Source organism: Leucobacter weissii (assembly GCF_017565745.1).
GTDB classification, from domain to species: Bacteria; Actinomycetota; Actinomycetes; order Actinomycetales; family Microbacteriaceae; genus Leucobacter; species Leucobacter weissii.
Genome location: NZ_JAGDYM010000003.1, coordinates 187,538 through 208,569, shown reverse-complemented (window position 1 = coordinate 208,569; position 21,032 = coordinate 187,538). Strand labels below are relative to the sequence as shown.

Here is a 21,032-nt window from a genome sequence, read left to right as displayed (position 1 = left end):
GCGGTGCCGGGGGCCTCGGCGCCGCCGGGCCGAGCGCCGCCGGACTCGGGCAGGATCACGCGAACGACACCGCCAGCTGCGCCTTTCCGAGCACCGTGGCGCCGTCGAAGACGACGGCGAGGTCGATGCGCGCGACGCGCAGCGCCTCGTCGAGCGCGCCGACGGTCGCCGTCACCCGGAGCAGAGCGCCGTTCCGGGCGTCGACGGGCACGGGTCGGGTGAAACGCGATTGGTGGTCGACCACGCGGCCGGCCGCGCCGAGCCAGTCCGTCACCGCCGAGGCCGCGACGCCCATCGTCAGCATGCCGTGGGCCAGCACCCCGGGGAGCCCCACCGACTGCGCGACGTCGTCGCGATAGTGGATGGGGTTGAAGTCGCCCGACGCGCCGGCATAGCGCACGAGCGCGTCACGGGTGAGGATCGTCTCCCGCTCGGCGACGACGTCGCCGACGGCGAGCTCCTCGAACCGCGGGCTCATGCCCCGGCCCCCGGTCGCTCGGCGTCCGGCCCGCCGGGCTCGGCGGCGCGCACCACGAGCGTCGAGATCGCCGTCACCACGTGCTCGCCCGCGGCGTCGACGATGTCGCTCGACGCCGTCACCATCGAGTTGCCCCCGAGCTGCTTCACCGACGCGATCGTCAGCGTCGCCGTGAGCTCGTCGCCCGCCACGATGGGGCGGGTGTAGGTGAAGCGCTGATCCCCGTGCACCACGCGGGAGAAGTCGACGGCGGCCTCCTCGTCCGCGAGGAGCTGCGCAAGCGTCGCCTCCTGAACGACCACCGGGAAGGTCGGCGGGGCGACCACATCCGCGTGCCCCGCTGCGCGCGCGGCCTCGGGGTCGTGGTGGACCGGCGCTTCGCTGAGCACCGCCCGGGCGAACTCGCGCACCTTCTCGCGCCCGACCAAATAGGGTTTCGCGGGCGGATAGACCTTGCCCTGCACGTCTGGATTGACCACGGTACCGAGTCTACCGAATGGGCTCGACCTGCCTACTTCCCGCCCAGGAGCCCGCCGAGCAGATCGCCGAGTCCCCCGCCGGAGGATCCCGAGCCGCCGCCGAGCAGGCCGCCCAGCACGCCGCCGAGGTCGCCGCCGGACGACTGCGCCGCGCCGCCGTTCGAACCGCCGCCCAGCAGGCCCCCGAGCAGATCGCCCAGCACGCCCCCGACGCCGGCCTCGCCGCCCGCCGAAGCGCTCCCCGAAGTGCTCGACGCCGCACCGCCGCCGACCCGGCCGGCGAGGAACTGGAGCACGAGGGGGGCGAGGATGGGCAGCAGCTTGGGGATGAGATCCGCGATCGCCGAGTTGCCCGACTGGGCCCCGAGCGCGTGGGCGACGCTGTCGCGCCGGTCTCCGAGCACGTGCGTCACGATCTTCGTGCCGTCCTCGGTGTCGATGCCCTTCAGCGTGGGCTTCGCCTCGCCCGCGCCGTGCTTCTCGAGCGCCTTCTCGAGCTTCTCGGCGCCCTCGGCCTCGCTCGCGTTGACCGCGAGGCCCCCGACCAGGCCCGGCAGCGTCTGGCGGACGGCCGCCTCGACCGTCGCCTCGTCGACGCCGAACCGTCCCGCGAGCTCGGCCACGGGGACCCGGCTCAGCAGATCGTCGAGCTGCGTGTTCTGGGACATGGGTGGCCTCCCGTGGAGTAGCGCGGAACCCGAGTGCCGGGGCACACCAACACTACCGCGGCGCGGGCGTCTCCGGCACTCCGGATGGCGCCCGATGACGGCGCGGGAAGCCGCCGCCCACCGGCTCGATGCGCACCACGGCGGCGCGACCCGACGCCCGACCCTGTGCGGAACGGCAACGGTTCGCCGAAAGGTTTGTCGAGGATGTCCAAAACTCCCCCGGTCCACTCCAATAAGCTGGAGACCATGTCGCGCATTCGTAAAGTGCTCATCGCCAACCGCGGTGAGATCGCCGTCCGCATCATCCGCGCCGCCAGGGACGGCGGCATCGCCTCGGTCGCGGTCTATGCGGATCAGGATCGCGATGCGCTGCACGCCCAGCTGGCCGACGAGGCCTACGCCCTGAACGGCAGCACCAGCGCCGAGACGTACCTGGTGATCGAGAAGATCCTCGGCGCGGCCCGCAGGTCCGGCGCCGACGCGGTGCACCCCGGCTACGGGTTCCTCGCCGAGAACGCGGACTTCGCCCGCGCGGTCCAGGACGCCGGCCTGGTGTGGATCGGACCCGATCCCGAGGCCATCGAGCGCCTCGGCGACAAGGTCAGCGCGCGGCACGTCGCCGAGAAGGTCGGGGCCCCGCTGGCCGCGGGCACGAGCGACCCGGTCCAGTCCGCCGACGAGGTGCTGGCCTTCGCGGACGAGCACGGGCTGCCCGTCGCCATCAAGGCGGCGTTCGGCGGCGGCGGGCGCGGGCTGAAGGTCGCCCGGGAACGGGACGAGATCCCCGAGCTGTTCGAATCGGCGACACGCGAGGCCGTGGCGGCCTTCGGCCGGGGCGAGTGCTTCGTGGAGAAGTACCTCGAGAAGCCGCGTCACGTGGAGACCCAGTGCCTGGCGGATCGTCACGGCAACGTGGTGGTCGTCTCGACCCGCGACTGCTCGCTGCAGCGCCGGCACCAGAAGCTCGTGGAGGAGGCGCCGGCGCCGTTCCTCAGCGAGGAGCAGAACCGCGCGCTCATCGAGTCGTCGAAGGCGATCCTGCGCGAGGTCGGCTACGTCGGAGCCGGCACCTGCGAGTTCCTGGTGGCCCGCGACGGCACCGTGTCGTTCCTCGAGGTGAACACCCGCCTGCAGGTCGAGCACCCGGTGTCCGAGGAGGTCACGGGCATCGACCTGGTGCGCGAGCAGTTCCGCATCGCGGAGGGCGGCGCGATCGACTACGGCGACCCGACGGCGCACGGCCACTCCTTCGAGTTCCGTCTCAACGGGGAGGATCCGGCGAACGGCTTCCTGCCCGCTCCCGGGCCGGTCAGCCTCTTCAAGCCCGCCTCGGGGCCCGGGGTCCGCGTGGACAGCGGGGTGACCTCCGGCGACGTGGTATCGGGCGCCTTCGACTCGATGCTCGGCAAGCTCATCGTGACCGGAGCCACCCGCGCCGAGGCGCTCGAACGCGCGCGACGGGCGCTCGACGAGTTCGAGGTGCAGGGCCTGCCCACGGTGCTGCCGTTCCACCGCAAGATCGTGCGGGATCCGGCGTTCACCGCCGAGGGCGGCGGGTTCGGCGTCTACACGCTGTGGATCGAGAACGAGTTCGACAACGATCTGGCGCCCTGGGAGGGGGAGGTCGGGGCGATCGCCCCGGAGCAGAAGCGGCAGACGGTGGTGGTCGAGGTGGCCGGGCGCCGCATCGAGGTCGCCATGCCCGCCTCGCTGATCCCGCTCTCGGATCAGGACGTGACGCGCGGTCCCGCGCCCCGCCGCGCCAAGAGCGCGTCGATCGCCGGGGCGTCCGGCGACGCGGTGTCGGCGCCGATGCAGGCGACCGTGGTCAAGGTCGCCGTCGAGGAAGGGCAGCGGGTCGAGGGCGGCGAACTGGTCGCGGTGCTGGAGGCGATGAAGATGGAGCAGTCGATCTACGCGCCCCACGACGGCGCCGTCACCGGGATCGACGCGCCGATCGGGCAGACCGTGCCCAGCGGTCACGTGCTCATGAGCGTCGTCGCCGACTAGGGCATGTCTCGTAGATCTTCGTCGTCGCGAGCAGAGCCCTGGCGGTGCGTATCGCGAGGCGGAGGAGGGAGGCGATGCCGGAAGCATCGTCGACTGACGACAACGCTGCAAGACGTGCCGCCAGGGCTCGCGCAGGAGACGCAGGATCTGCGAGACATGCCCTAGTCCTCCCTCCCCGACGCACGGGAGCACCGGAAGCGGAATAGGGCGAGACGGCAGACGGTTGCATCTCGCATGACCGATGTGCCGCTCTCGCTGCTCGACCTCGCGACCGTCGAGAGCGAGGGCCGCATCGGCGACGCGCTCGCACACTCGGTCGAACTGGCCCGCGCCGCGGAGGCCGGCGGATACCGGCGGGTCTGGTACGCCGAGCACCACAACATGCCGTCGATCGCCTCGAGCGCCACGGCGGTCCTGATCGCGCACGTCGCGGCGCGCACCGAGCGCATCCGTCTGGGAGCGGGCGGCATCATGCTGCCCAACCACTCGCCGCTCGTGATCGCGGAGCAGTTCGGCACCCTCGCCGAATTGCACCCCGGACGCATCGAGCTGGGCCTCGGCCGGGCGCCGGGCAGCGACGGCGCGACCTTCCGCGCACTGCGGCGCAGCCTCGCGGCGAGCGAGAACTTCCCGAACGACGTGATGGAGTTGCAGCGGCTGCTGGGCGACGAGCTGCCGCGCACCGCGGTCAACGCCTATCCCGGCCGCGGCACCCGGGTGCCGCTCGTCATCCTCGGCTCCAGCCTGTTCGGCGCGAGCCTCGCCGCGCAGCTCGGGCTGCCCTACGCCTTCGCCTCGCATTTCTCGCCGCAGGCGCTGACGGCCGCGGTCGCCCACTATCGCGCGAACTACGTGCCGAGCGCAGCGCATCCCGAACCCTACGTGTACGCGGGCGTCAACGTCGTGGCCGCCGAGAGCGACGCGCAGGCGGAGGACCTCTTCGCACGCACCGAGCTCGATCGGGTGCGCCGCTTCCTGTCGCGCGGACGGGATCGCGAGCTCACCGAGGAGGAGGCCGGCGCGCTCTTCGACGCACCCGCGGGACGAGAGATCCGCGGCATGCTGCGCCATACCGCGATCGGCGGCCCGGAGCGGGTGCGCGAGGAGCTCGCCGCCTTCGCGGCGCACGCCGACGCGGACGAGCTCGTGACCGTGCACCCGGCGCCGAGCCCGGCCGAGCGCCTGGCCTCCGTGCGCCTCGCCGCCCCGGCCTGACACCGGCGAGGCGCGCCGACCGGACGACGGCCGGGCCGGTCAGCCCCGTCCACTCACGACGACCGTGCCGGTCAGCCCCGCTCACTGACGACGACCGTGCCGGTCATCTCCGGGTGGATGGAGCAGTCGTAGGCCCACTCGCCCGGATCGTCGAACACGTGCACGTACTCCCCGCTCCGCATCAGCTCGCTGACGAAGCTGCCGTCTTCGGCGACGACGTCGTGATCGGCCTGCCCGCCGAACACCCAGCGCACCGCCTGACCCGCCTCGATCTCGACCGTGGAGGGCTCGAAGCGGTTGTCGATCACCTGGATGGTGACCACGGGATCGGCGCCCGTGTCCGACGGCACCGGATCCGGCTTCGCCGGCGCGCAGCCCGTCGCTCCCGCGAGCAGCGCCAGCGCCCCCAGCCCGGCCCAGGCGCGGAGCATCGCCCGCCGCTTCACAGCGCGCTCTGGTGCATCGCGCGGGCGGCGTCGGTGATCGCGCCCGTCAGGGAGGGGTAGACGGTGAACGCCGAGGCCACCTGATCGACGGTCAGCCGGTGCTCGACGGCGAGCGCGAGCGGGAAGATCAGCTCGCTCGCGCGATGGGCGACGATGACCCCGCCGATCACGGTGCGGGACGCCTCCCAGGCGAAGAGCTTCACGAAGCCCTCGGTGAGGCCGATCATCTTCGCCCTGGGGTTCGTGTTCAGCGGAATGGTGTGGGTGACCGCCTTCGCGACGTCGCTCGCCTCGGCCAGCGTGCGCGCGTTCCAGCCGACGGTCGCGATCTCGGGGTAGGTGAACACGTTGGCGGCGACGTTGCGCAGATCGATCGGGCGCACGAAGTCGCCGAGCGCGTGCATGATGGCGGTCCGCCCCTGCATCGAGGCCACCGAGGCGAGGGGGAAGAAGTCGGTGCAGTCCCCGGCGGCGTAGACCGACGGGAACGAGGTGCGGGCCACCTTGTTCACCTTGATGTGCCCGCTCTCGCTGAGCTCGATGCCCGCCTCCTCCAGGCCGAGACCCGCGGTGTTCGGGATCGAGCCGACCGCCATGAGGCAGTGGGAGCCCTCGACGGTGCCGCCGTCGGCGAGGGTCACCACGACGCCGTGCTCGGTGCGCTCGACGGCCTGGGCGCGCGACTTCGACATCACGTTCATGCCGATGCGCTTGAACTCGTCCTCGATCACGGTGGCGGCGTCCGGATCCTCGCCCGGCAGCACGCGCTCCCGGCTCGACACGAGGGTCACCTCGCTGCCCAGCGTGCGGTAGGCGTTCGCGAACTCGGCTCCGGTCACGCCGGAGCCCACGACGATCAGGTGCTCGGGCACGTCGCTCAGGTCGTAGACCTGCTTCCAGGTGAGGATGCGCTCGCCGTCGGGCTTCGCCGAGTCGAGCTCGCGCGGGCTCGCCCCCACCGCGATCACGACCGTGTCGGCCTCGATCCGATCGAAGTCGGTGCCGCCGGACTCGGACGTCGAGACGAGCACGGCATCCGGCCCGTCGAGCCGGCCCGAGCCGTGCACCATCCGCACGCCGGCCTCCTCGAGGTTGCGCCGCATGTCGACCGACTGCGCGCCGGCCATGGCGAGCAGCCGCGTGTTCACCGCCGCGAGGTTCACGGCGATCCTGGGCCGCACCGGCTTGCCGTCGGCGCCGGGCAGGAACGCCTGCACGCCGAGCTTGCCGGACTCGCGCACCGCCTGCGCCGCGCCCGCGGTGGCGATCAGGCTCTTCGAGGGCACCACGTCCGTCAGCACCGCCGAGCCGCCGATGCCGGCGCGCTCGACGATCGTCACATCGGCGCCGAGCTGGGCTCCCGCGAGGGCCGCCTCGTAGCCGCCCGGCCCGCCGCCCAGGACCACGATCCGATGCCTGCGCTCCTGAGTGCTGCCCATGGCTGCAAGTCTACGCGGTTCGCACGGGCGCCCGCGGCGTGCGCGCTTCGGGCTGAAGCTGCGCCTCCGGCGGAGATGTTCAGCCGAGAACGTCAGCCTGAACGGAGATCTCGGCCCTAACCGCTTCAGCAGCGAGCGGCGGGGCGGAATATGCGAGCGGGTAGGATCGTCGCAAACCGACTGTGCCCGCCCGCCGCTGGGCGCCACACCTGAAAGGATCGCGCCGATGAGCCTGTTCGATGAGGCGCTCGAAGCCGCGGGCGCGAGAAGCACCGGGGAGACGGCCGAGCCGATCGACGAAGCCCCCGCGGCGCCGACGCAGATCCCGCCGCTCCGTCGCGGGCCCGGGATGCCGTCGAGCACCTGGCGCCTGCGCAGCGACGCCTGGGAGTACCTGCGCTTCGCGGTGAAGCGCCTCGTGCACGGCAGCGAGGAGGACGGCGAGCTGAGCGCCGACCACGAGATCTGGCACGGCCTGCGCGCGCTCGAGACGATCGAGATGTACTGGGCCGGTTTCGGCCAGCGCTACGTCGCCGGCGTCGCCGATCTGCTGCGCCGGGGCGAGTTCGAGACGGCGCTGGACCGGATCGGGCGCGTCGTGGGGCGGCTCCGGACGAGCCAGCTCACCGACGAGCCCTCGGACGGCGCCGTCGAAGAGGGCGAACGGGGCGAGCTCGAGGAGGATCGGGATCCGCGGCCCCGCTTCGAGGTGCTGATCGTCGACGAGACGACGGCCGCGGACCGGGACGCCATACGCGCCGAGGCGCGCCGCCTCCGCAACCCCGCCGACGACTTCATCTACGACTACGTGATCGTGCCCTCCGCGGACGACGCGGTCGCGGCGGTGCTGACGAACCCGAACATCCTCGCCGTGGTCGTGCGCCCCGGCTTCATCGCCCGCACCAAGCAGCCGCTCAGCCGGGACCTGCTCGAGGCCATCGCCCTCGCCCACGGGGAGGCGGGGAGCCGGTCCTCGGCCGCGATCAGCGCCCTCCCCTCCGTCCGGCGCGTGCTCGCGCTGGCCGACACCCTCAACTCGGTCCGCCCCGAGATCGACCTCTATCTCATGGCGGGCGCGCACATCGAGGATCTGGCCGGTGCGCTGACCAAGCGGTTCCGCCGCGTCTTCCGCCGGGAGGATCACCTCGAGCTGCACCTCTCGCTGCTGCGCCGGATCTCCCACCTCTACGACACCCCGTTCTTCGGCGCGATCCAGGAGCACGCGCGCCGCCCGGTCGGGGTGTTCCACGCGCTGCCCGTCGCCCGCGGCGGCTCCGTGGTGGGCTCGAAGTGGATCGGCGACCTCGCCGAGTTCTACGGCCTCAACCTGCTGCTCGCGGAGACCAGCGCCACCTCCGGCGGCCTCGACTCGCTGCTCGCCCCGGTGCGCACGCTCAAGAAGGCGCAGGATCTGGCCGCCCGCGCCTTCGGCGCCAAGCACACGTTCTTCGTCACGAACGGCACCTCGACCGCGAACAAGATCGTGCACCAGGCCCTCGTCTCGCCGAACGACGTGGTGATGGTCGACCGCAACTGCCACAAGTCGCACCATCACGCCATCATGCTGACGGGCGCGCGCCCGGCCTACCTCGAGGCCTATCCGCTCAACGACTTCGCCTTCTACGGCGCCGTGCCGCTGAGCCGGATCAAGCAGCTGCTGCTGGACTACCGCGCCGCCGGCCGGCTCGACGAGGTGCGCATGATCACGCTCACCAACTGCACCTTCGACGGCATCGTCTACGACCCCGAACGGGTGATGGCGGAGTGCCTGGCGATCAAGCCGGATCTCGTGTTCCTGTGGGACGAGGCCTGGTTCGCGTTCGCCGCCTTCCACCCGGTCACCCGCCGACGCACCGCGATGGCCGCCGCGAAGCGGCTCGAGGAGCGCTTCAGGACCGCCGAGCACGAGGCCGCCTACGAGGAGCAGCGGCAGCGGCTCTTCGACGAGGACGGGACGCCGAAGGCCGATGAGGCGTGGCTGAGCGAGCGGCTCATCCCGTCGCCGCGCGCCCGGCTCCGCGTATACGCGACCCAGTCGACGCACAAGACGCTCACCTCGCTGCGCCAGGGCTCCATGATCCACGTCTACGACCAGGACTGGGTGCGGGAGGCCGAGGAGCCGTTCCAAGAGGCGTACATGACGCACACGACCACCTCGCCCAACTACCAGATCCTCAGCTCGCTCGATCTGGGCCGCCGTCAGGTGGAGCTCGAGGGCTACGAGCTCGTGCAGCGGCAGCTCGACCTCGCGACGAGCCTCTCGCAGGCGATCGCCCGGCATCCGCTGCTGCGCCGCACCTTCCGCGTGCTCACCGCGCACGACCTGATCCCCGCCGAGCTCCGCGAGGTCGGCCGGCCGATGCCGCTCCGAGACGGGCTCGCGACGATGTGGCGCGCCTGGACGCACGACGAGCTCGTGATCGATCCGAGCCGGATCACGATCGAGATCAGCCGCACCGGGGTCGACGGCGACACCTTCAAGCACGATCACCTGATGGATCGCTACGGCGTGCAGGTCAACAAGACGAGCCGCAACACGGTGCTGTTCATGACGAACATCGGCACCTCGCGGAGCGCGATCGCCTACCTCATCGAGGTGCTCGTGAAGCTCGCCGAGCGCTTCGAGGAGATCCAGGAGCAGCGCGACGCCGCCCTCCCGCAGCCGGTCGAGGTGCCGATGCCGCCCCTGCCCGACTTCAGCGCGTTCGCGCCGGAGTACGCGACCGACGCCGTGCTCCCCGACGGGGACCTCCGCGCCGCGTTCTTCCGAGCGCAGCGCCGCTCGGGGGTGGAGCACGTCTCCCCGACGGAGCTGCGGGAACGCGTGGACCGCGGGGAGCAGCCGGTCAGCGCGGGCTTCGTGACGCCCTACCCGCCCGGCTTCCCGGTCCTCGTGCCGGGGCAGGTGATCACTCGCGAGATCCTCGACTTCATGGCGGTGCTCGACACTCGCGAGATCCACGGCTACGACGCGGTGAAGGGCTACCGCGTCCTGCGGACCTGACCGCGAGTCCCCGGACCTCCGGTTCCGGACGCTGCCGCCCGCGGATCGGCCCGCCGAGGCCGCCGGCGCGGGAGCGGCGCACGGACGCCCCGCGTTCCTGACGATCCGCTGGGTATTCAGCCGATGATTATTAGGCCAGCCTAAAGTAGTACCGTGAGTGCCAGAAACCCGTTCCCCGACGACCCCCAGGAGTCCATGTCGCAGGAGCTCGTGTTCCTCGACCCCGAGCACCTCGACTGCGTGCTCGCCGGCGGCGACGCGGCCGACCTGCCCGGACTCCGCCTCTGGTGCGCCACCCTCCCTCCGGAGAGCTACGGCCGCATCTTCATCGAGGTGTTCTCCCCCATCCAGATCGAGCCGCTGAACCCCCCGCCGGGCATCGGGGTGACCTGGATCTGCCGGGAGCAGCTCCGCCCCAGCCCGCGACCGGGCATCGGCATCCCGCGCGGCCAGGCCCTCGCGGACGCGGTCGATGCGTGGCTCGACGAGTGGCTTCGGGCCGACCCGGCATCGGGCCGCCACTTCACCGTGTGGACGGGGGCGCGCACCAGTTCGATCATGCACAGCTTCTGGCGCCGCATCGAGTCGGAGCTCACCCGGATCTGGTCGGGCGAGCGCACGCCGCCGGCCGGGGCCTGAACGAGTCGGCACCGCGCGGGCCGTCGGCGGCTTCCGGCCATACCCGCGTCATGCCCGCGCAGAGCGGAGTTCGGAGGGGCAGGCCTTCGGGTCGTCCACGGATCACGGTGCGGTGCTCTCGCGAGTCATCCACAGACTTCCGCTCGCGCCCGCGAAGCGCCGGGATCGCGCAGTTTCCGCGGTCATCCCCTCCCCCGAACGAGAGCCACCCCGCCTCGTCGCCCCTCGCGCATGTCGCGGGCCGGGCGACGCCTACTCGAGGATCTTGCCCTCGGTCGAGATCTCCTCGATCAGCGCGGCGATCTCCTCCGGCACCGCGGGGATCGGCTGCGGCGCGACCCGCCCGGGACCGGACCAGACCATGTTCACCCGCAGGCTCTCGTCCTGCTCCGGGAAGTCGCTGCGGTTGTGCGCGCCGCGGGTCTCGGTGCGGGCCAGCGCCGACTCGAGGGTGGCCCGCGCGGCGATCAGCCCGGCCTTCAGGTTGAAGGCCCGGGTGAGGTCGAGATAGCTGGCGATGTCGGTGTGCACGCCGATGCGCTCCGCCCGCTCCTCGAGCGCGGCGAGCTTCTCGAGACCGAGCGTCAGGCCGGTCTCGCTGCGCACCACGCCCGCGTGGTCGGTGAGGATCTGGCGCAGCTCCTCGAAGAGGACGATCGCGTTCTCCGGGCCGTCCGCGCGGTCGAGGGCGGCGACCTCCTCCCGGGCCTCCTCGATCGCCGCACGGGAGCGCTCGGCGGGGGCGTACGCGCGCACGCGCGCGGCCCCGATCTCTCCGACGATCCGCCCGTAGACCAGCAGCTCGATCAGCGAGTTCCCGCCCAGCCGGTTCGCGCCGTGCAGTCCGGCCGAGGTCTCTCCGATGGCGTAGAGCCCGTCGACGCCGGTCGAGTGGTCCTCGGGCGAGACCCGCACGCCGCCCATGGTGTAGTGCGAGGTCGGGGCGATCTCGATCGGCTCCTGGGTGATGTCCTTGCCCTGCAGCTCCTGCACGATGTTGTAGATGCGCGGGAGGCGCTCGTGGATGATCTCGTCCGGCAGGTGCGAGACGTCGAGCCAGACGCCGCCCTTGTCGGTGCCGCGCCCCTCGGCGATCTCGGTGTACGAGGCGAGGGCGACCCGGTCGCGGGTCGACAGCTCCATCCGCTCCGGATCGTACTTCGCCATGTACCGCTCGCCGAGCGCGTTGCGGAGGATGCCGCCCTCTCCGCGAGCCGCCTCGGTGATGAGGGTGCCGGCCTCCTCGAGCGGCTCCAGGATGCCGCTCGGGTGGAACTGCACGAGCTCCGCGTCCTGGATCTCGGCCCCGGCGAGGTGGGCGAGCCGCAGCGCGTCGCCGGTGTTCTCGTCCTTGCGCGAGGAGGTGACCTTCCAGATCCGGTTGTGCCCGCCGGCGGCCAGCACCACCACGTCGGCGAACACCATGATCCGCTCGCCGGTGTCGACGTCGAAGCCGTAGACGCCGAAGGCGCGCCCGTCGCTCACCAGGATGCGGGTCACGTACACGGTGTCGCGGATCTCGATGCTCTGCTGCTGCGCCTGGTGCAGCAGGGCGCGATGGATCTCCAGGCCGGTGTAGTCGCCGAAGTACGAGGTGCGGCGCCACTTGTGGGCGCCGAAGAAGCGCTGGGAGATGCGGCCGTCCTCCTCGCGCGAGAAGCGGCAGCCGTAGTCGACGAGATCCTGGATGCCGCGCGCGGCGCCCCGCGCCACGACCTCCGCCGTGTGGGGGTGGCCGAGGAAGTAGCTCTCCTTGATGGTGTCGGCGGCGTGCTGCTGCCACGAATCCTCGGGATCCATCGTGCCGAGCGCCGCGTTGATGCCGCCCGCGGCGAGGATCGTGTGCGCGTCGTTCTTGCGGCGCTTGCCGAGCACGAGCACGTCGACGCCCTGCGCGTCGAACTCGATCGCCGCGCGCAGTCCGGCGCCGCCGGCGCCGATGACGACCGCCCCGGTGCTGAGCACGCGCTCGGGATAGGCGAACTCCTGCTTCAACCCCTCGTTGCCCAGCTTCTGGGTGTTCGGTGTGCTCTGCTGCGTCGGCATCTCGCCCCTCCTGAGGATCGCGGTCTCTGTGCGCTCGGGCTCGCGGGTCGGACCTGGTGTTCCGGGCCGCGCACCCGGGCCGCGTCCCAAGGTATTCGCCACCCGAGCATTACTCCAATGAATAGATCAAATGATCATGATGCGTGTAGGCTATCGAGCGATGAATCTCGAGCAGTTGCGCGGTTTCGCCGAGGTCGCGGCGGTCGGGCACTTCACCCGCGCCGCGGAACGGCTGCATCTTGCACAGCCGTCGCTCAGCCGGCAGATCCGCTCCCTCGAATCGGAGCTGGGCGTCGACCTCTTCCACCGGGCTCGCGGCAACGTCTCCCTCACCGCCGCCGGAGAGCGCCTGCTGCCGATCGCGCGTCGCATGCTCTCGGATGCCGAGACCGCCGCGGCCGAGATGGCGGAGCTCGCGGGGCTCACACGCGGTCGCATCCGGCTCGGCGCACCGCCGACGCTCTGCACCTCCCTGGTGGCGGAGGTGCTCGCGAAGTACCACGCCAGCTATCCGGGGATCGAGATCGAGGTGATGGAGCGCGGATCCCGGAGCCTCATCACCGCACTGCTCGAGGGCGTGCTGGATCTCGCGCTCATCGTCACCAGCGTCTCCTCCGGCGCGCGGGCCGTGCTGGAGCGCGAGCCGATCCTGAGCGAACGGCTCGTGGTGGTGTCGTCCGCGGAGCGGCCCGACCCGTTCGGCGGCGCCTCGTCGGTCACGCTTCGCGGGCTCGCCGAGGTGCCGCAGATGATGTTCCCCGAGAGCTACGATCTGCGCTCGGCGGTCGATGCGGCGTTCCGGGCCGAGGGGCTGACGCCGCTCGTGGCCGTGGAGGGCGCCGAGATGGACGCGGCACTCAGCTTCACGAAGCGGGGCATCGGCGTCGCCGTGGTGCCCGCCATGGTGGCCACCGAGCGCTCGCAGCTGCGGGCCACGCCCCTGCAGGATCTGACGCGCACGGTCAGCCTGGCGCGCCGCTCCGACATGGCGCCCACGCACGCGAGCGCGAGCCTGCAGGCCACCATCCGGGAGGTGGCCGACCTCCTCACGGCCCCCGGCGCCGCCCTCTCGCCGCTCGTCTCACGCGTGGGCTGACCCTCCGCCCGATCCGAGATCCGCCCCCGTTCGAGACCGGCTCCGCGCGAGCGCGGATCCGCTGAGCATCGCGCGCGGTGGCGGATCTGCGCTCGCCGGGCCGGGGCGAACTCAGTCGGCGGCGGAATGGACGATCCGGCCGTCGACGACGGTCAGCAGGATCGGCACCCCGGGCAGCTCGTCGGGCGTCGCGTCGACCGGGTCGGCGCCCCAGACCGTGAGGTCGCCCACGGCGCCCGGGGCCAGCACCCCGCGATCGTCGTGACCGCGCGCCTGCGCCGGCCAGAGCGTGTAGGCGAGCAGGGCCTCCTCGCCGGTGAGCCGCTGCTCGGGCTCGAAGACGTGGGCGTGCGGATCGCCGGGCGTGTGCCGGCCCCGCGCCCAGGCCATGCCCAGTCGCGGATCGACCTGCGCCACGGGCCAGTCCGAGCCCAGCACGAGCCTGACGCCCGCGTCGAGCACATCGCGCACCCGGTAGCCGGTGGCGGCGCGGTCCCCGAGCCGGGAGGCCCAGTTGTCGCTGAGATCCTCGGCCCGCCACTGCATGTGCAGCGGCTGCATGGAGGCCGTCACCCCGCTGCCGCGGAGCTGCTCCACGTCGGCGTCCGAGAGCACCTCGAGATGCTCGACGGAGTGGAAGGGCAGTCCGTCCCTCGGCGGCAGCCCGGCGTACACCTCGAGGACGCGGCTCACCGCGTAGTCGCCCACCGCGTGCGTCGCGATGAGCAGGCCCGCCTCGTGATAGGCCCGCACGACCTCGGCGTAGCGGCCCCAATCCGGCCAGAACGCGGCTCCCCCGTCGCCGCGGGCGTCGGGGCGGTGCAGCCAGGCGGTGCCGGTGTCGATGACGCCGTCGCTGAAGAGCTTGATCGCCCCGGTCTGCCAGAGGCGGCCCCGTCGGTCCCTCGTCTCGATGCGCCGCCGCACCGCCGCGTCGTCGTCGCCCACGGCGTGCCAGTGGTGCAGCGTGACGCGGTGATCGAGCTCTCCGCGCCGCTCCAGCTCGTCGAGCATCTCGACCGTGCGCTCGCGCCCGTCCATGATGGCGCCGCCGGTCAGCCCCGCCGCGGCGAGCCGGCGGAACATGTCTCGCAGGCCGTCGCGCTCCTCCTCGTGGGACGGAGCGGGCGCGGCGCCGAAGACCAGCTGGTAGGCGCTGGGTTCGCGCAGCTCGCCCGTCGGGAGTCCGTCCGCGTCGACGACGATCTCGCTGGCGTCGTCGAACGCCCGCGCGCCGCCGATGCCGGCCGCGGCGAGCGCGGGGCGGTTCGCGAGCCCCGTGTGCAGGTCGTAGCAGATGAGCGCGAGGGGCCGTTCGCCCACCGCGGCGTCGAAGAGGTCGCCGCGCAGGCCGCTGCGCTCGAACGGCTCGTACTCGAGGTTCCATCCGCGCAGCCAGGCGCCCTCCGGCAGACGGGCGTGCTCCGCGGCGAGCGCCGCCGCGATCTCCTCGATCGTCCCGAGCCCGCCGAGGTCGACGCCCGCCGTGACCTCGGCGGCCCAGTGCGGATGCGTGTGCGAGTCGAAGAGCCCCGGGGTCACGGTGGCGCCGCCGACGTCCCGCACCGGCACGGCTTCCGCCTCCGCCGCGGCGCGGATCTCCGCGTCGCTTCCGAGCGCCGCGATCCTCCCCCCGCGGATCAGGATCGCCGTGGCGTCCTCGAAGGCGGCGGCGCCCCGCAGCCTCGCCCCGGTGATCGCCAACCCGCCGCCGGCCGCCTCTGCGGCGAGCCCCGTCCCGCCGGTCATGAGCGTCCCGTGACGACGTCGGCGAGGTGGGCGATGGGCGAGGTGGTGGCCCTCCCCCGCAGCTCGGAGCGATCGGCGACGCCGTAGGCCGCGTAGAGCGCCTTCGTCGCGATCCAGCGCAGCGGCTCGGGCTCCCACTTGCGCACCCGGTGGTTCACCCAGGGCAGCGAGACGAGGTCGCTCCGCTCGCCGAGGATCAGGTCGGTGATGGTGCGCCCGGCCAGATTGGTGCTCGTCACCCCCGTGCCCACGTACCCGCCTCCCCAGGCGATGCCGGTCTCCCGGTCGAGGCCCACGGTGGCCGCCCAGTCGCGGGGCACGCCCAGCACCCCCGACCACACGTGGTCGATCGCCGCGCCCCGGGTCGCGGGGAAGAAGCGGTGCAGGATCTCGCTGAGGGTGTCGACCGTGACGAGCGGCGTCTCGCCGTCGAGATCGGTGCGGGATCCGTAGCGGTAGGGCACGCCGCGGCCTCCGATCGCGATGCGGTCGTCCGCGGTGCGCTGCGCGTACATGTAGACGTGGGCGAAGTCGCCGAGCGTCTCCCCATCGCTCCAGCGGAGCTCGTCCCACACCTCGGCGGCGAGCGGTTCGGTCGCGATGAGCGAGGAGTTCATGGGCAGCCAGAGCCGCCGGAGCCCGCTGAGCCCCGCGGTGAACCCCTCGGTCGCGCGCACGACGTATTCCGCGGAGACCGTGCCGCGGGCCGTGCGCGCCCGGTGCGGGGCGATCTCCTCGACACGGGTGCCCTCGTAGATCTCGACCCCCGATCGCTCCACCGCGTCTGCGAGCCCGGCCGCGAGCTTGGCGGGCTGGATCCGGGCGCAGTGCGGATGCCAGACGGCCGCCCGGGTGCCGGCGACGTTGATCTTCTCCGTGGCCTCGGCCGCTTCGAAGAGCTCGAGATCGGTGTGCCGCCACTGCTGCTCGGCGGCGGCGAAGTCGCGGATCCGCTGCTCCTGCGCCGGGGTGTAGGCGACGTTGAACTCGCCGCCCTTCTCGATGTCGGCGTCGATGCCCTCCGCCCGCGCCACGCGGATCACCTCGTCGACGGTGCGGTTCATCTCGGCTTGAAAGCGCTCCGCCGCATCCCGACCGTGCGTCTTGACGTACTGCTCGCGGCCTCCGGTGATGGCGTTGGTCAGCCATCCCCCGTTGCGGCCGGAGGCGCCGTAGCCCACGTGGCGCTGCTCGAGCACCACGACGCGGGCGTCGGGCCTGGCCCGCTTCAGGTAGTAGGCCGTCCACAGTCCCGTGTAGCCGGCGCCGACGATGGCGATATCGGCCTGAAGGTCGCCGGGCAGCTCGGGGCGCGGCTTCGCCGGGCCGATCTGCTCCCACCAGTGCGACACGTTGCCGTTGATCATCCCGAGTTCCTCCATCGAGCAGTTAGAGCAACGATATCGAATCCGGCGCGATCTGGCACGAACGCAACGGATTCCGTCATGGATTCTCGGCTATCTAGGAGATTCCGTCGCGAATCCCGGGTGAGTCAGCAAGCTCCCCGTCGACTCACATCCGCTTCATATGCGAACGCGCCAGAGTAGATCCCAGCAATGCCCCCGCACGCGACCGTAGGAGCCCGATATGCGCCGTCGTACGAAGATCACCATCGCCGTCTCGGCCGTCATCGTCGTCCTCGGCGCGATCGCCGCGATCGCCGGACCGGTGATCTACCGCGACTTCATCGCCGAACCGGCGGCCGAGGCGCCCACGCTCACGGCGGACGAATCGACCCTCGACCCGGGAACGGGCGCGGACGTCGACGCGGACGGCTTCAGCGGCTCATGGGTCGTCGCCGAGGGCTCCGAGGCCGGATACCGGGTCGACGAGGTGCTGAACGGCACCGATGTGACCGTCACCGGGCGCACCACCGAGGTGAGCGGCGACCTCGAGGTGGACGGGCTGACGCTCACCGAGGCCGTGCTGTCGGTCGACGTCGCCTCGATCTCGACCGACAGCGGATCGCGCGACGACTACTTCCGCGACCAGGCGCTGCGCACGGACACTCATCCGACGGCCTCGTTCGCGTTGACCGAGGCGGTGACCGCCGACGAGGCGCCGACCGCGGGGAGCACCTTCGAGTACGAGCTGACCGGGGATCTCACGCTCGCCGGCGAGACGCGCGCGGTCACCTTCACCGCCCAGGCCCGGACCGATGGCACGACCGCGGAGGTGGTGGGCCAGGTTCCGATCGTGTTCGCCGACTTCGGCGTCGCCGCGCCCGACCTCGGCTTCGTCTCGGTGGAGCCCGACGGGTACGTCGAGTTCGATCTCGTGCTCACCAGGGAGTGAACCGCGTACGCTGGTGTCATGTCTGTTTCCGAGTTGTCGGCGAGCACCCAGAACTATCTGAAGGCCGTCTGGACCCTGGCGGAATGGTCCGACGCCCCGGTCACCCCGACGCTCATCGCGGAACGGACGGAGCTGCGGCTCTCCTCGGTCTCGGACGCGGTGCGCAAGCTGACCGCGCAGGGGCTGCTCGAGCACTCGCCGTACGGAGCGGTGGAGCTGACCGAGGCCGGACGCGCCTACGCCGTGGCGATGGTGCGCCGGCATCGGCTCATCGAGTCCTTCCTGGTGAGCGTGCTGGGCTATAGCTGGGAGCAGGTGCACGACGAGGCGGAGCATCTCGAGCACGCCGTCTCCGACTTCATGGTCGACCGGATCGACGAGTACCTCGGCCACCCCGACCGGGATCCGCACGGCGATCCGATCCCGAAGGCCGACGGCACCGTCAGCCTGCCCGATGCGATCCAGCTCTCGGAGGTGCCGGCGGGTTCCACGGTGCTGGTCGAGCGGATCGCGGACGACGATCCCGCACTGCTCCAGTTCTTCAAGGATCGGGGCATCGCTCCGGGCTCGCGGCTCGCCGTCGAGGACGGCGCGCCGTTCTCGGATTCGGTGAACGTCAGGACCGACCCGGCGGCTCCCGAGATCGCGCTGGGCCGCAGCGCGACGCGCGCCCTCTACGTCTCGCGGGAAGACGCGGACGAGGGGCGACCGACCGCATAGGCACCCGCTCGCGCCGCGTCCTCGCCGCGGGCGTTCGGACCCGGCCGCTACAGGTCGGTCTCCGGGCCGTCGACCCCGGTCAGCTCGCCCGACTCGTCGAACTCGAAGGTCCAGTTCCAGGTCTCCGCGAGCGGCTTCCGAGACGCCGAGTCGCCGAAGTACCGCACCGTGAACGGGATATCGACCGAGACGCTGTGGGAGCCGTCGGCGCTGAACGTCCAGCTCTCGTTGATGCTCGGCGCGCCGTCGACCTCGGCCACCGTGTAGCGGGTCGCATCTCCGGCGCCGCTCCGCTGCGGGTGGAGCAGTTCCTCCGGCAGAGCCGTCCAGTCGGCGGGGTTCTCGATGTGCGGCGCGAGCTGGCGCTCGCGGGCCGCATCGGTCTCGCGGCTGTCGAACGTCACCCAGACCGCGGCCAGCCCCAGCCCCCGCTCGAGGAAGGCTTCCGGCGTGTCCAGGATGTCGAGGTACTCTCCCTCTTCGCTGCGCTCACGCCACACCTCCGGGCCGGTCTCCTCGACCGCGTGCACGTGCGCCTCGTCGTGGTCGTGCCCGTCGGAGCCGCTTCCCGCCTGGGCCCCCTGCTCGGTCCCGGACGCGACGACCGGCGATTCCTCGGGGTTCGTGGTGTTCGCCGTCGACCACCACAGCAGGGCTCCGGCGGTCGCCAGCACCGCGACGGCGACCGTCGCCCCGGCGATGATCCAGGTCTTCCTCGTCATCGGCGCGGCTTACCGATGTAGGTCTCGGGCTTCACGTCGCCCCAGTAGTTTCCGACGCTCTTCTTGATGAGGAAGTGGTTGTGCGGCGCCGAGGTGCAGCCGCTCATGCCCTCCGTCGCGATCTGCTGCCCCGCTTTGATCCTCGCACCCGCCTTGATGCCCAGTGCCTTGCTGGATCCCCGGGCGACGTGGTTCACGCTCGAATACCGCGTCTTGCCCTTGTACTTGTGCCGGATGATGACGGTCTGGTTCTCTCCCCGCCACCAGCCGGGGTTCACCACGCATACCCAGGGGACGCCGCCGCCGTCTCCGCCGACCTTCACCACGACCCCGGTGTAGGGCGAATAGATCGGCCCGCCCGCCGTCGAATTGATGTCGACGGAGTAGCCGTCGTGGTAGCCGTAGCCGTACTTCCGCGTGTCGGTCGGCCAGGCCCATCCGTTCTTGTTCCTCGGCCCGCGCAGTCCCTTGATCGACGCCGGCTCGCTCGTCACGGCCTTGTCGTAGAACCCGGTCCGCTTGCCCGTCACCTTGACGCGGATCAGCCGGCCGTTGTGGGCCTTCGTGAGCTTCAGCGACGACTTGGTCGCCTTCGGGATCCTCTTGCCCCCGCTGTACCACTGATAGGTGAACTTGGTGCCCGAGGTCCAGGAGCCGCGCTTCAGCTTGAGCGTGGCCCCGGCCCGCACGGTGCCGGTGATCCTGGGCTTCGTGCTGGCGAGGGTGCCCTTGATCGTGATCTTCGGGGTTCTCGCCGAGGTCTCCACACCGGGGGCGTACGCGGATTTCGACTGCGAGACGCGCACGCTGATGCGCTTGCCGAGATCGCTCGGCGTGAGCAGGTAGCTGGTCCCCGTCCGGCTGCTGACGATCTTCCCGTCGCGCAGCCAGTTGATCTTGAGCGCGGTGTTCAGGCTCGGCTTCGCCGTCGTGACCGTCAGCCGCTCGCCCACTTTCATCAGCCCGGAGATGCGCGGAGAGAGCTTGGGCAGGATGCCCTGGCTGACCAGCGGGGTGGGCGCGGAGGTGCCGACGATCTTGGCGCCCGACGACGACGTCTGCGTCACCTCGACCCTGAGTTCGCTGAGGAGGTCCGCGGATCTGATCGTGTACGCTTCTCGCATCGACGCCGCATCCTTGCGACGTTCGCCGTTGCGGAGCCAACGGAAGGTGGGCTCGTAGCCGGGCCTCGCCTCGAACTGCGCGGTGAGCACCTGCCCGACCCGGATCACTCCCGACACGACGGGCGCGCCCGAGGCGTCGGCGATCGTCGGCGCGAGCTGCGCCGTGTTCGCGGAGAGCACCACCCAGGGGCGCTCGGCTCCGTCCGCCGCGGCGCCGTCGAGCGACTCCGAGGGGACGTCCTCCTCACCGTCGCCGGCGCCGTCGCCGCCCTCGGAGACCTCGCCGTCCCCGGAGGTCTCGGGCTCCCCTGGCGTCGCGGCCGTCTCGGCCCCGTCTGCGGCCGCATCGCTCCCGTCGCCCGCATCGGTCACCCGCACCGCGATCTCGGGGTCCCCCGCCGGCACGGGCTCGTAGGTGTAGCTGCGGTCCGTGGCTCCGGCGATCTCCTCGCCGTCCCGCAGCCACTGGTACTCGAAGTCGGGCTCCCCGTCCACCGTGAGCTCGATCGTGCGGTCCGGCTGCGCGACGCCCAGGAGGGTGGGCTGCTCGCCCGGCGCGAATTCGCCTCCGCCCGAGAGCGCCTCGGAGCCGGCGCCCGGATCCTCGGATCCCTGCTCGGTGGCCTGCGAGGCTCCCCCGTGCAGCGGCACGGTGAGCGCGGACGCGAGCAGCGCGATCGCTGCGGCAGCGGTCAGTGAACGACGCCACGCGCCCTTCGGCGCGCGCAAGATCTTACCCCCGGTCTCATCCATAACTCTGTAGCTTAGCCTGAGAGTTATCTGGGTGTCGATCCCGTGTCGGCAAAAACTCCTTCCGGCAAGGAAATGATTACCCTCTGTTCACCCGGCCGCCGCCGAGAAACGGCGACACGCCGAGCACGATCGCGGCGGGTATCGGCCCG

General features: G+C 71.6%; 17 protein-coding genes. 7 read left to right on the top strand and 10 right to left on the bottom strand.

All coding sequences use genetic code 11. The annotated features are described in order from the left end of the window. Nucleotides 1–55: 55 nt before the first annotated feature. Genes J4H92_RS01855 through J4H92_RS01845 form a run of 3 tightly spaced genes read right to left on the bottom strand, consistent with a single transcriptional unit; the run spans nucleotide 56 to nucleotide 1,625 of the window. Nucleotides 56–478: a MaoC/PaaZ C-terminal domain-containing protein gene (locus tag J4H92_RS01855; RefSeq protein WP_208095331.1), complete on the bottom strand. Its 423-nt coding sequence runs from the start codon at nucleotides 476–478 to the stop codon at nucleotides 56–58. Further along, the gene (locus J4H92_RS01850; protein ID WP_208095330.1) at nucleotides 475–957 is read right to left on the bottom strand and encodes an FAS1-like dehydratase domain-containing protein; all 483 of its coding nucleotides are present in this window, start codon (nucleotides 955–957) and stop codon (nucleotides 475–477) included. The genes J4H92_RS01855 and J4H92_RS01850 overlap by 4 nt, the downstream gene beginning before the upstream one ends. A 32-nt stretch (nucleotides 958–989) precedes the next feature. Beyond that, entirely contained in the window at nucleotides 990–1,625 is a 636-nt protein-coding gene (locus J4H92_RS01845) for a DUF937 domain-containing protein (protein ID WP_208095328.1), read from the bottom strand. Between the two features lie 246 nt (nucleotides 1,626–1,871). Between J4H92_RS01845 and J4H92_RS01840 the strand changes: the two genes are divergently transcribed. Together J4H92_RS01840 and J4H92_RS01835 are read left to right on the top strand one after the other, a co-directional pair. Next, nucleotides 1,872–3,635 (top strand): acetyl/propionyl/methylcrotonyl-CoA carboxylase subunit alpha, encoded by a 1,764-nt coding sequence (locus J4H92_RS01840; protein WP_208095326.1) that lies wholly within the window; start codon nucleotides 1,872–1,874, stop codon nucleotides 3,633–3,635. 234 nt (nucleotides 3,636–3,869) lie between these two features. Next, the gene (locus tag J4H92_RS01835; protein WP_208095324.1) at nucleotides 3,870–4,850 is read left to right on the top strand and encodes an LLM class flavin-dependent oxidoreductase; all 981 of its coding nucleotides are present in this window, start codon (nucleotides 3,870–3,872) and stop codon (nucleotides 4,848–4,850) included. Nucleotides 4,851–4,921: 71 nt separating this feature from the next. Here J4H92_RS01835 and J4H92_RS01830 read toward each other — a convergent pair whose 3' ends face one another. Continuing rightward, nucleotides 4,922–5,281: a cupredoxin domain-containing protein gene (locus J4H92_RS01830; protein WP_208095322.1), complete on the bottom strand. Its 360-nt coding sequence runs from the start codon at nucleotides 5,279–5,281 to the stop codon at nucleotides 4,922–4,924. Nucleotides 5,282–5,292: 11 nt separating this feature from the next. After that, nucleotides 5,293–6,735 (bottom strand): NAD(P)H-quinone dehydrogenase, encoded by a 1,443-nt coding sequence (locus J4H92_RS01825; RefSeq protein ID WP_208095321.1) that lies wholly within the window; start codon nucleotides 6,733–6,735, stop codon nucleotides 5,293–5,295. Nucleotides 6,736–7,084: 349 nt separating this feature from the next. On the opposite strand from J4H92_RS01825, the gene J4H92_RS01820 reads away from it, so the two are divergent. Both J4H92_RS01820 and J4H92_RS01815 read left to right on the top strand, forming a co-directional pair. After that, complete coding sequence (locus J4H92_RS01820; protein WP_243751907.1) at nucleotides 7,085–9,739, top strand: aminotransferase class I/II-fold pyridoxal phosphate-dependent enzyme; 2,655 nt, start codon at nucleotides 7,085–7,087, stop codon at nucleotides 9,737–9,739. A 153-nt stretch (nucleotides 9,740–9,892) separates the two neighbouring features. Next, nucleotides 9,893–10,378: an SIP domain-containing protein gene (locus J4H92_RS01815; RefSeq protein ID WP_341782967.1), complete on the top strand. Its 486-nt coding sequence runs from the start codon at nucleotides 9,893–9,895 to the stop codon at nucleotides 10,376–10,378. Between the two features lie 252 nt (nucleotides 10,379–10,630). On the opposite strand, the gene J4H92_RS01810 is transcribed toward J4H92_RS01815, so the two are convergent. Next, on the bottom strand, nucleotides 10,631–12,424 hold the full coding sequence (locus tag J4H92_RS01810; RefSeq protein ID WP_208095318.1) for an L-aspartate oxidase: 1,794 nt from the start codon (nucleotides 12,422–12,424) through the stop codon (nucleotides 10,631–10,633). 160 nt (nucleotides 12,425–12,584) lie between these two features. On the opposite strand from J4H92_RS01810, the gene J4H92_RS01805 reads away from it, so the two are divergent. Further along, nucleotides 12,585–13,520, top strand: coding sequence for a LysR substrate-binding domain-containing protein (locus tag J4H92_RS01805; RefSeq protein WP_208095317.1), 936 nt, complete (start codon nucleotides 12,585–12,587; stop codon nucleotides 13,518–13,520). Between the two features lie 111 nt (nucleotides 13,521–13,631). On the opposite strand, the gene J4H92_RS01800 is transcribed toward J4H92_RS01805, so the two are convergent. Then, nucleotides 13,632–15,269, bottom strand: coding sequence for an amidohydrolase (locus J4H92_RS01800; protein WP_208095316.1), 1,638 nt, complete (start codon nucleotides 15,267–15,269; stop codon nucleotides 13,632–13,634). After that, a complete protein-coding gene (locus J4H92_RS01795; protein ID WP_208095315.1) occupies nucleotides 15,266–16,636 on the bottom strand; it encodes an NAD(P)/FAD-dependent oxidoreductase in 1,371 nt (456 codons plus the stop codon). Before J4H92_RS01795 ends, J4H92_RS01800 begins: the two co-directional genes overlap by 4 nt. Nucleotides 16,637–16,856: 220 nt before the next feature. On the opposite strand from J4H92_RS01795, the gene J4H92_RS01790 reads away from it, so the two are divergent. Next, nucleotides 16,857–17,564, top strand: a complete 708-nt coding sequence (locus J4H92_RS01790; RefSeq protein WP_208095314.1) for a YceI family protein — start codon at nucleotides 16,857–16,859, stop codon at nucleotides 17,562–17,564. 18 nt (nucleotides 17,565–17,582) lie between these two features. Further along, nucleotides 17,583–18,284, top strand: a complete 702-nt coding sequence (locus tag J4H92_RS01785; RefSeq protein ID WP_208095313.1) for a metal-dependent transcriptional regulator — start codon at nucleotides 17,583–17,585, stop codon at nucleotides 18,282–18,284. A 47-nt stretch (nucleotides 18,285–18,331) separates the two neighbouring features. On the opposite strand, the gene J4H92_RS01780 is transcribed toward J4H92_RS01785, so the two are convergent. Further along, nucleotides 18,332–19,006 (bottom strand): hypothetical protein, encoded by a 675-nt coding sequence (locus J4H92_RS01780; RefSeq protein ID WP_208095312.1) that lies wholly within the window; start codon nucleotides 19,004–19,006, stop codon nucleotides 18,332–18,334. Then, the gene (locus tag J4H92_RS01775) at nucleotides 19,003–20,883 is read right to left on the bottom strand and encodes a M23 family metallopeptidase (protein WP_208095311.1); all 1,881 of its coding nucleotides are present in this window, start codon (nucleotides 20,881–20,883) and stop codon (nucleotides 19,003–19,005) included. Before J4H92_RS01775 ends, J4H92_RS01780 begins: the two co-directional genes overlap by 4 nt. Between the last annotated feature and the right edge of the window lie 149 nt (nucleotides 20,884–21,032).

What these genes read in the sequence shown, in the direction of transcription:
- J4H92_RS01855 (WP_208095331.1), bottom strand. Translation starts at nt 478, where the DNA reads ATGAGCCCGCGGTTCGAGGAGCTCGCCGTCGGCGACGTCGTCGCCGAG.
- J4H92_RS01845 (WP_208095328.1), bottom strand. Translation starts at nt 1,625, where the DNA reads ATGTCCCAGAACACGCAGCTCGACGATCTGCTGAGCCGGGTCCCCGTG.
- J4H92_RS01840 (WP_208095326.1), top strand. Translation starts at nt 1,872, where the DNA reads ATGTCGCGCATTCGTAAAGTGCTCATCGCCAACCGCGGTGAGATCGCC.
- J4H92_RS01835 (WP_208095324.1), top strand. Translation starts at nt 3,870, where the DNA reads ATGACCGATGTGCCGCTCTCGCTGCTCGACCTCGCGACCGTCGAGAGC.
- J4H92_RS01830 (WP_208095322.1), bottom strand. Translation starts at nt 5,281, where the DNA reads ATGCTCCGCGCCTGGGCCGGGCTGGGGGCGCTGGCGCTGCTCGCGGGA.
- J4H92_RS01825 (WP_208095321.1), bottom strand. Translation starts at nt 6,735, where the DNA reads ATGGGCAGCACTCAGGAGCGCAGGCATCGGATCGTGGTCCTGGGCGGC.
- J4H92_RS01820 (WP_243751907.1), top strand. Translation starts at nt 7,085, where the DNA reads ATGCCGTCGAGCACCTGGCGCCTGCGCAGCGACGCCTGGGAGTACCTG.
- J4H92_RS01810 (WP_208095318.1), bottom strand. Translation starts at nt 12,424, where the DNA reads ATGCCGACGCAGCAGAGCACACCGAACACCCAGAAGCTGGGCAACGAG.
- J4H92_RS01805 (WP_208095317.1), top strand. Translation starts at nt 12,585, where the DNA reads ATGAATCTCGAGCAGTTGCGCGGTTTCGCCGAGGTCGCGGCGGTCGGG.
- J4H92_RS01800 (WP_208095316.1), bottom strand. Translation starts at nt 15,269, where the DNA reads ATGACCGGCGGGACGGGGCTCGCCGCAGAGGCGGCCGGCGGCGGGTTG.
- J4H92_RS01795 (WP_208095315.1), bottom strand. Translation starts at nt 16,636, where the DNA reads ATGATCAACGGCAACGTGTCGCACTGGTGGGAGCAGATCGGCCCGGCG.
- J4H92_RS01790 (WP_208095314.1), top strand. Translation starts at nt 16,857, where the DNA reads ATGCGCCGTCGTACGAAGATCACCATCGCCGTCTCGGCCGTCATCGTC.
- J4H92_RS01785 (WP_208095313.1), top strand. Translation starts at nt 17,583, where the DNA reads ATGTCTGTTTCCGAGTTGTCGGCGAGCACCCAGAACTATCTGAAGGCC.
- J4H92_RS01780 (WP_208095312.1), bottom strand. Translation starts at nt 19,006, where the DNA reads ATGACGAGGAAGACCTGGATCATCGCCGGGGCGACGGTCGCCGTCGCG.
- J4H92_RS01775 (WP_208095311.1), bottom strand. Translation starts at nt 20,883, where the DNA reads ATGGATGAGACCGGGGGTAAGATCTTGCGCGCGCCGAAGGGCGCGTGG.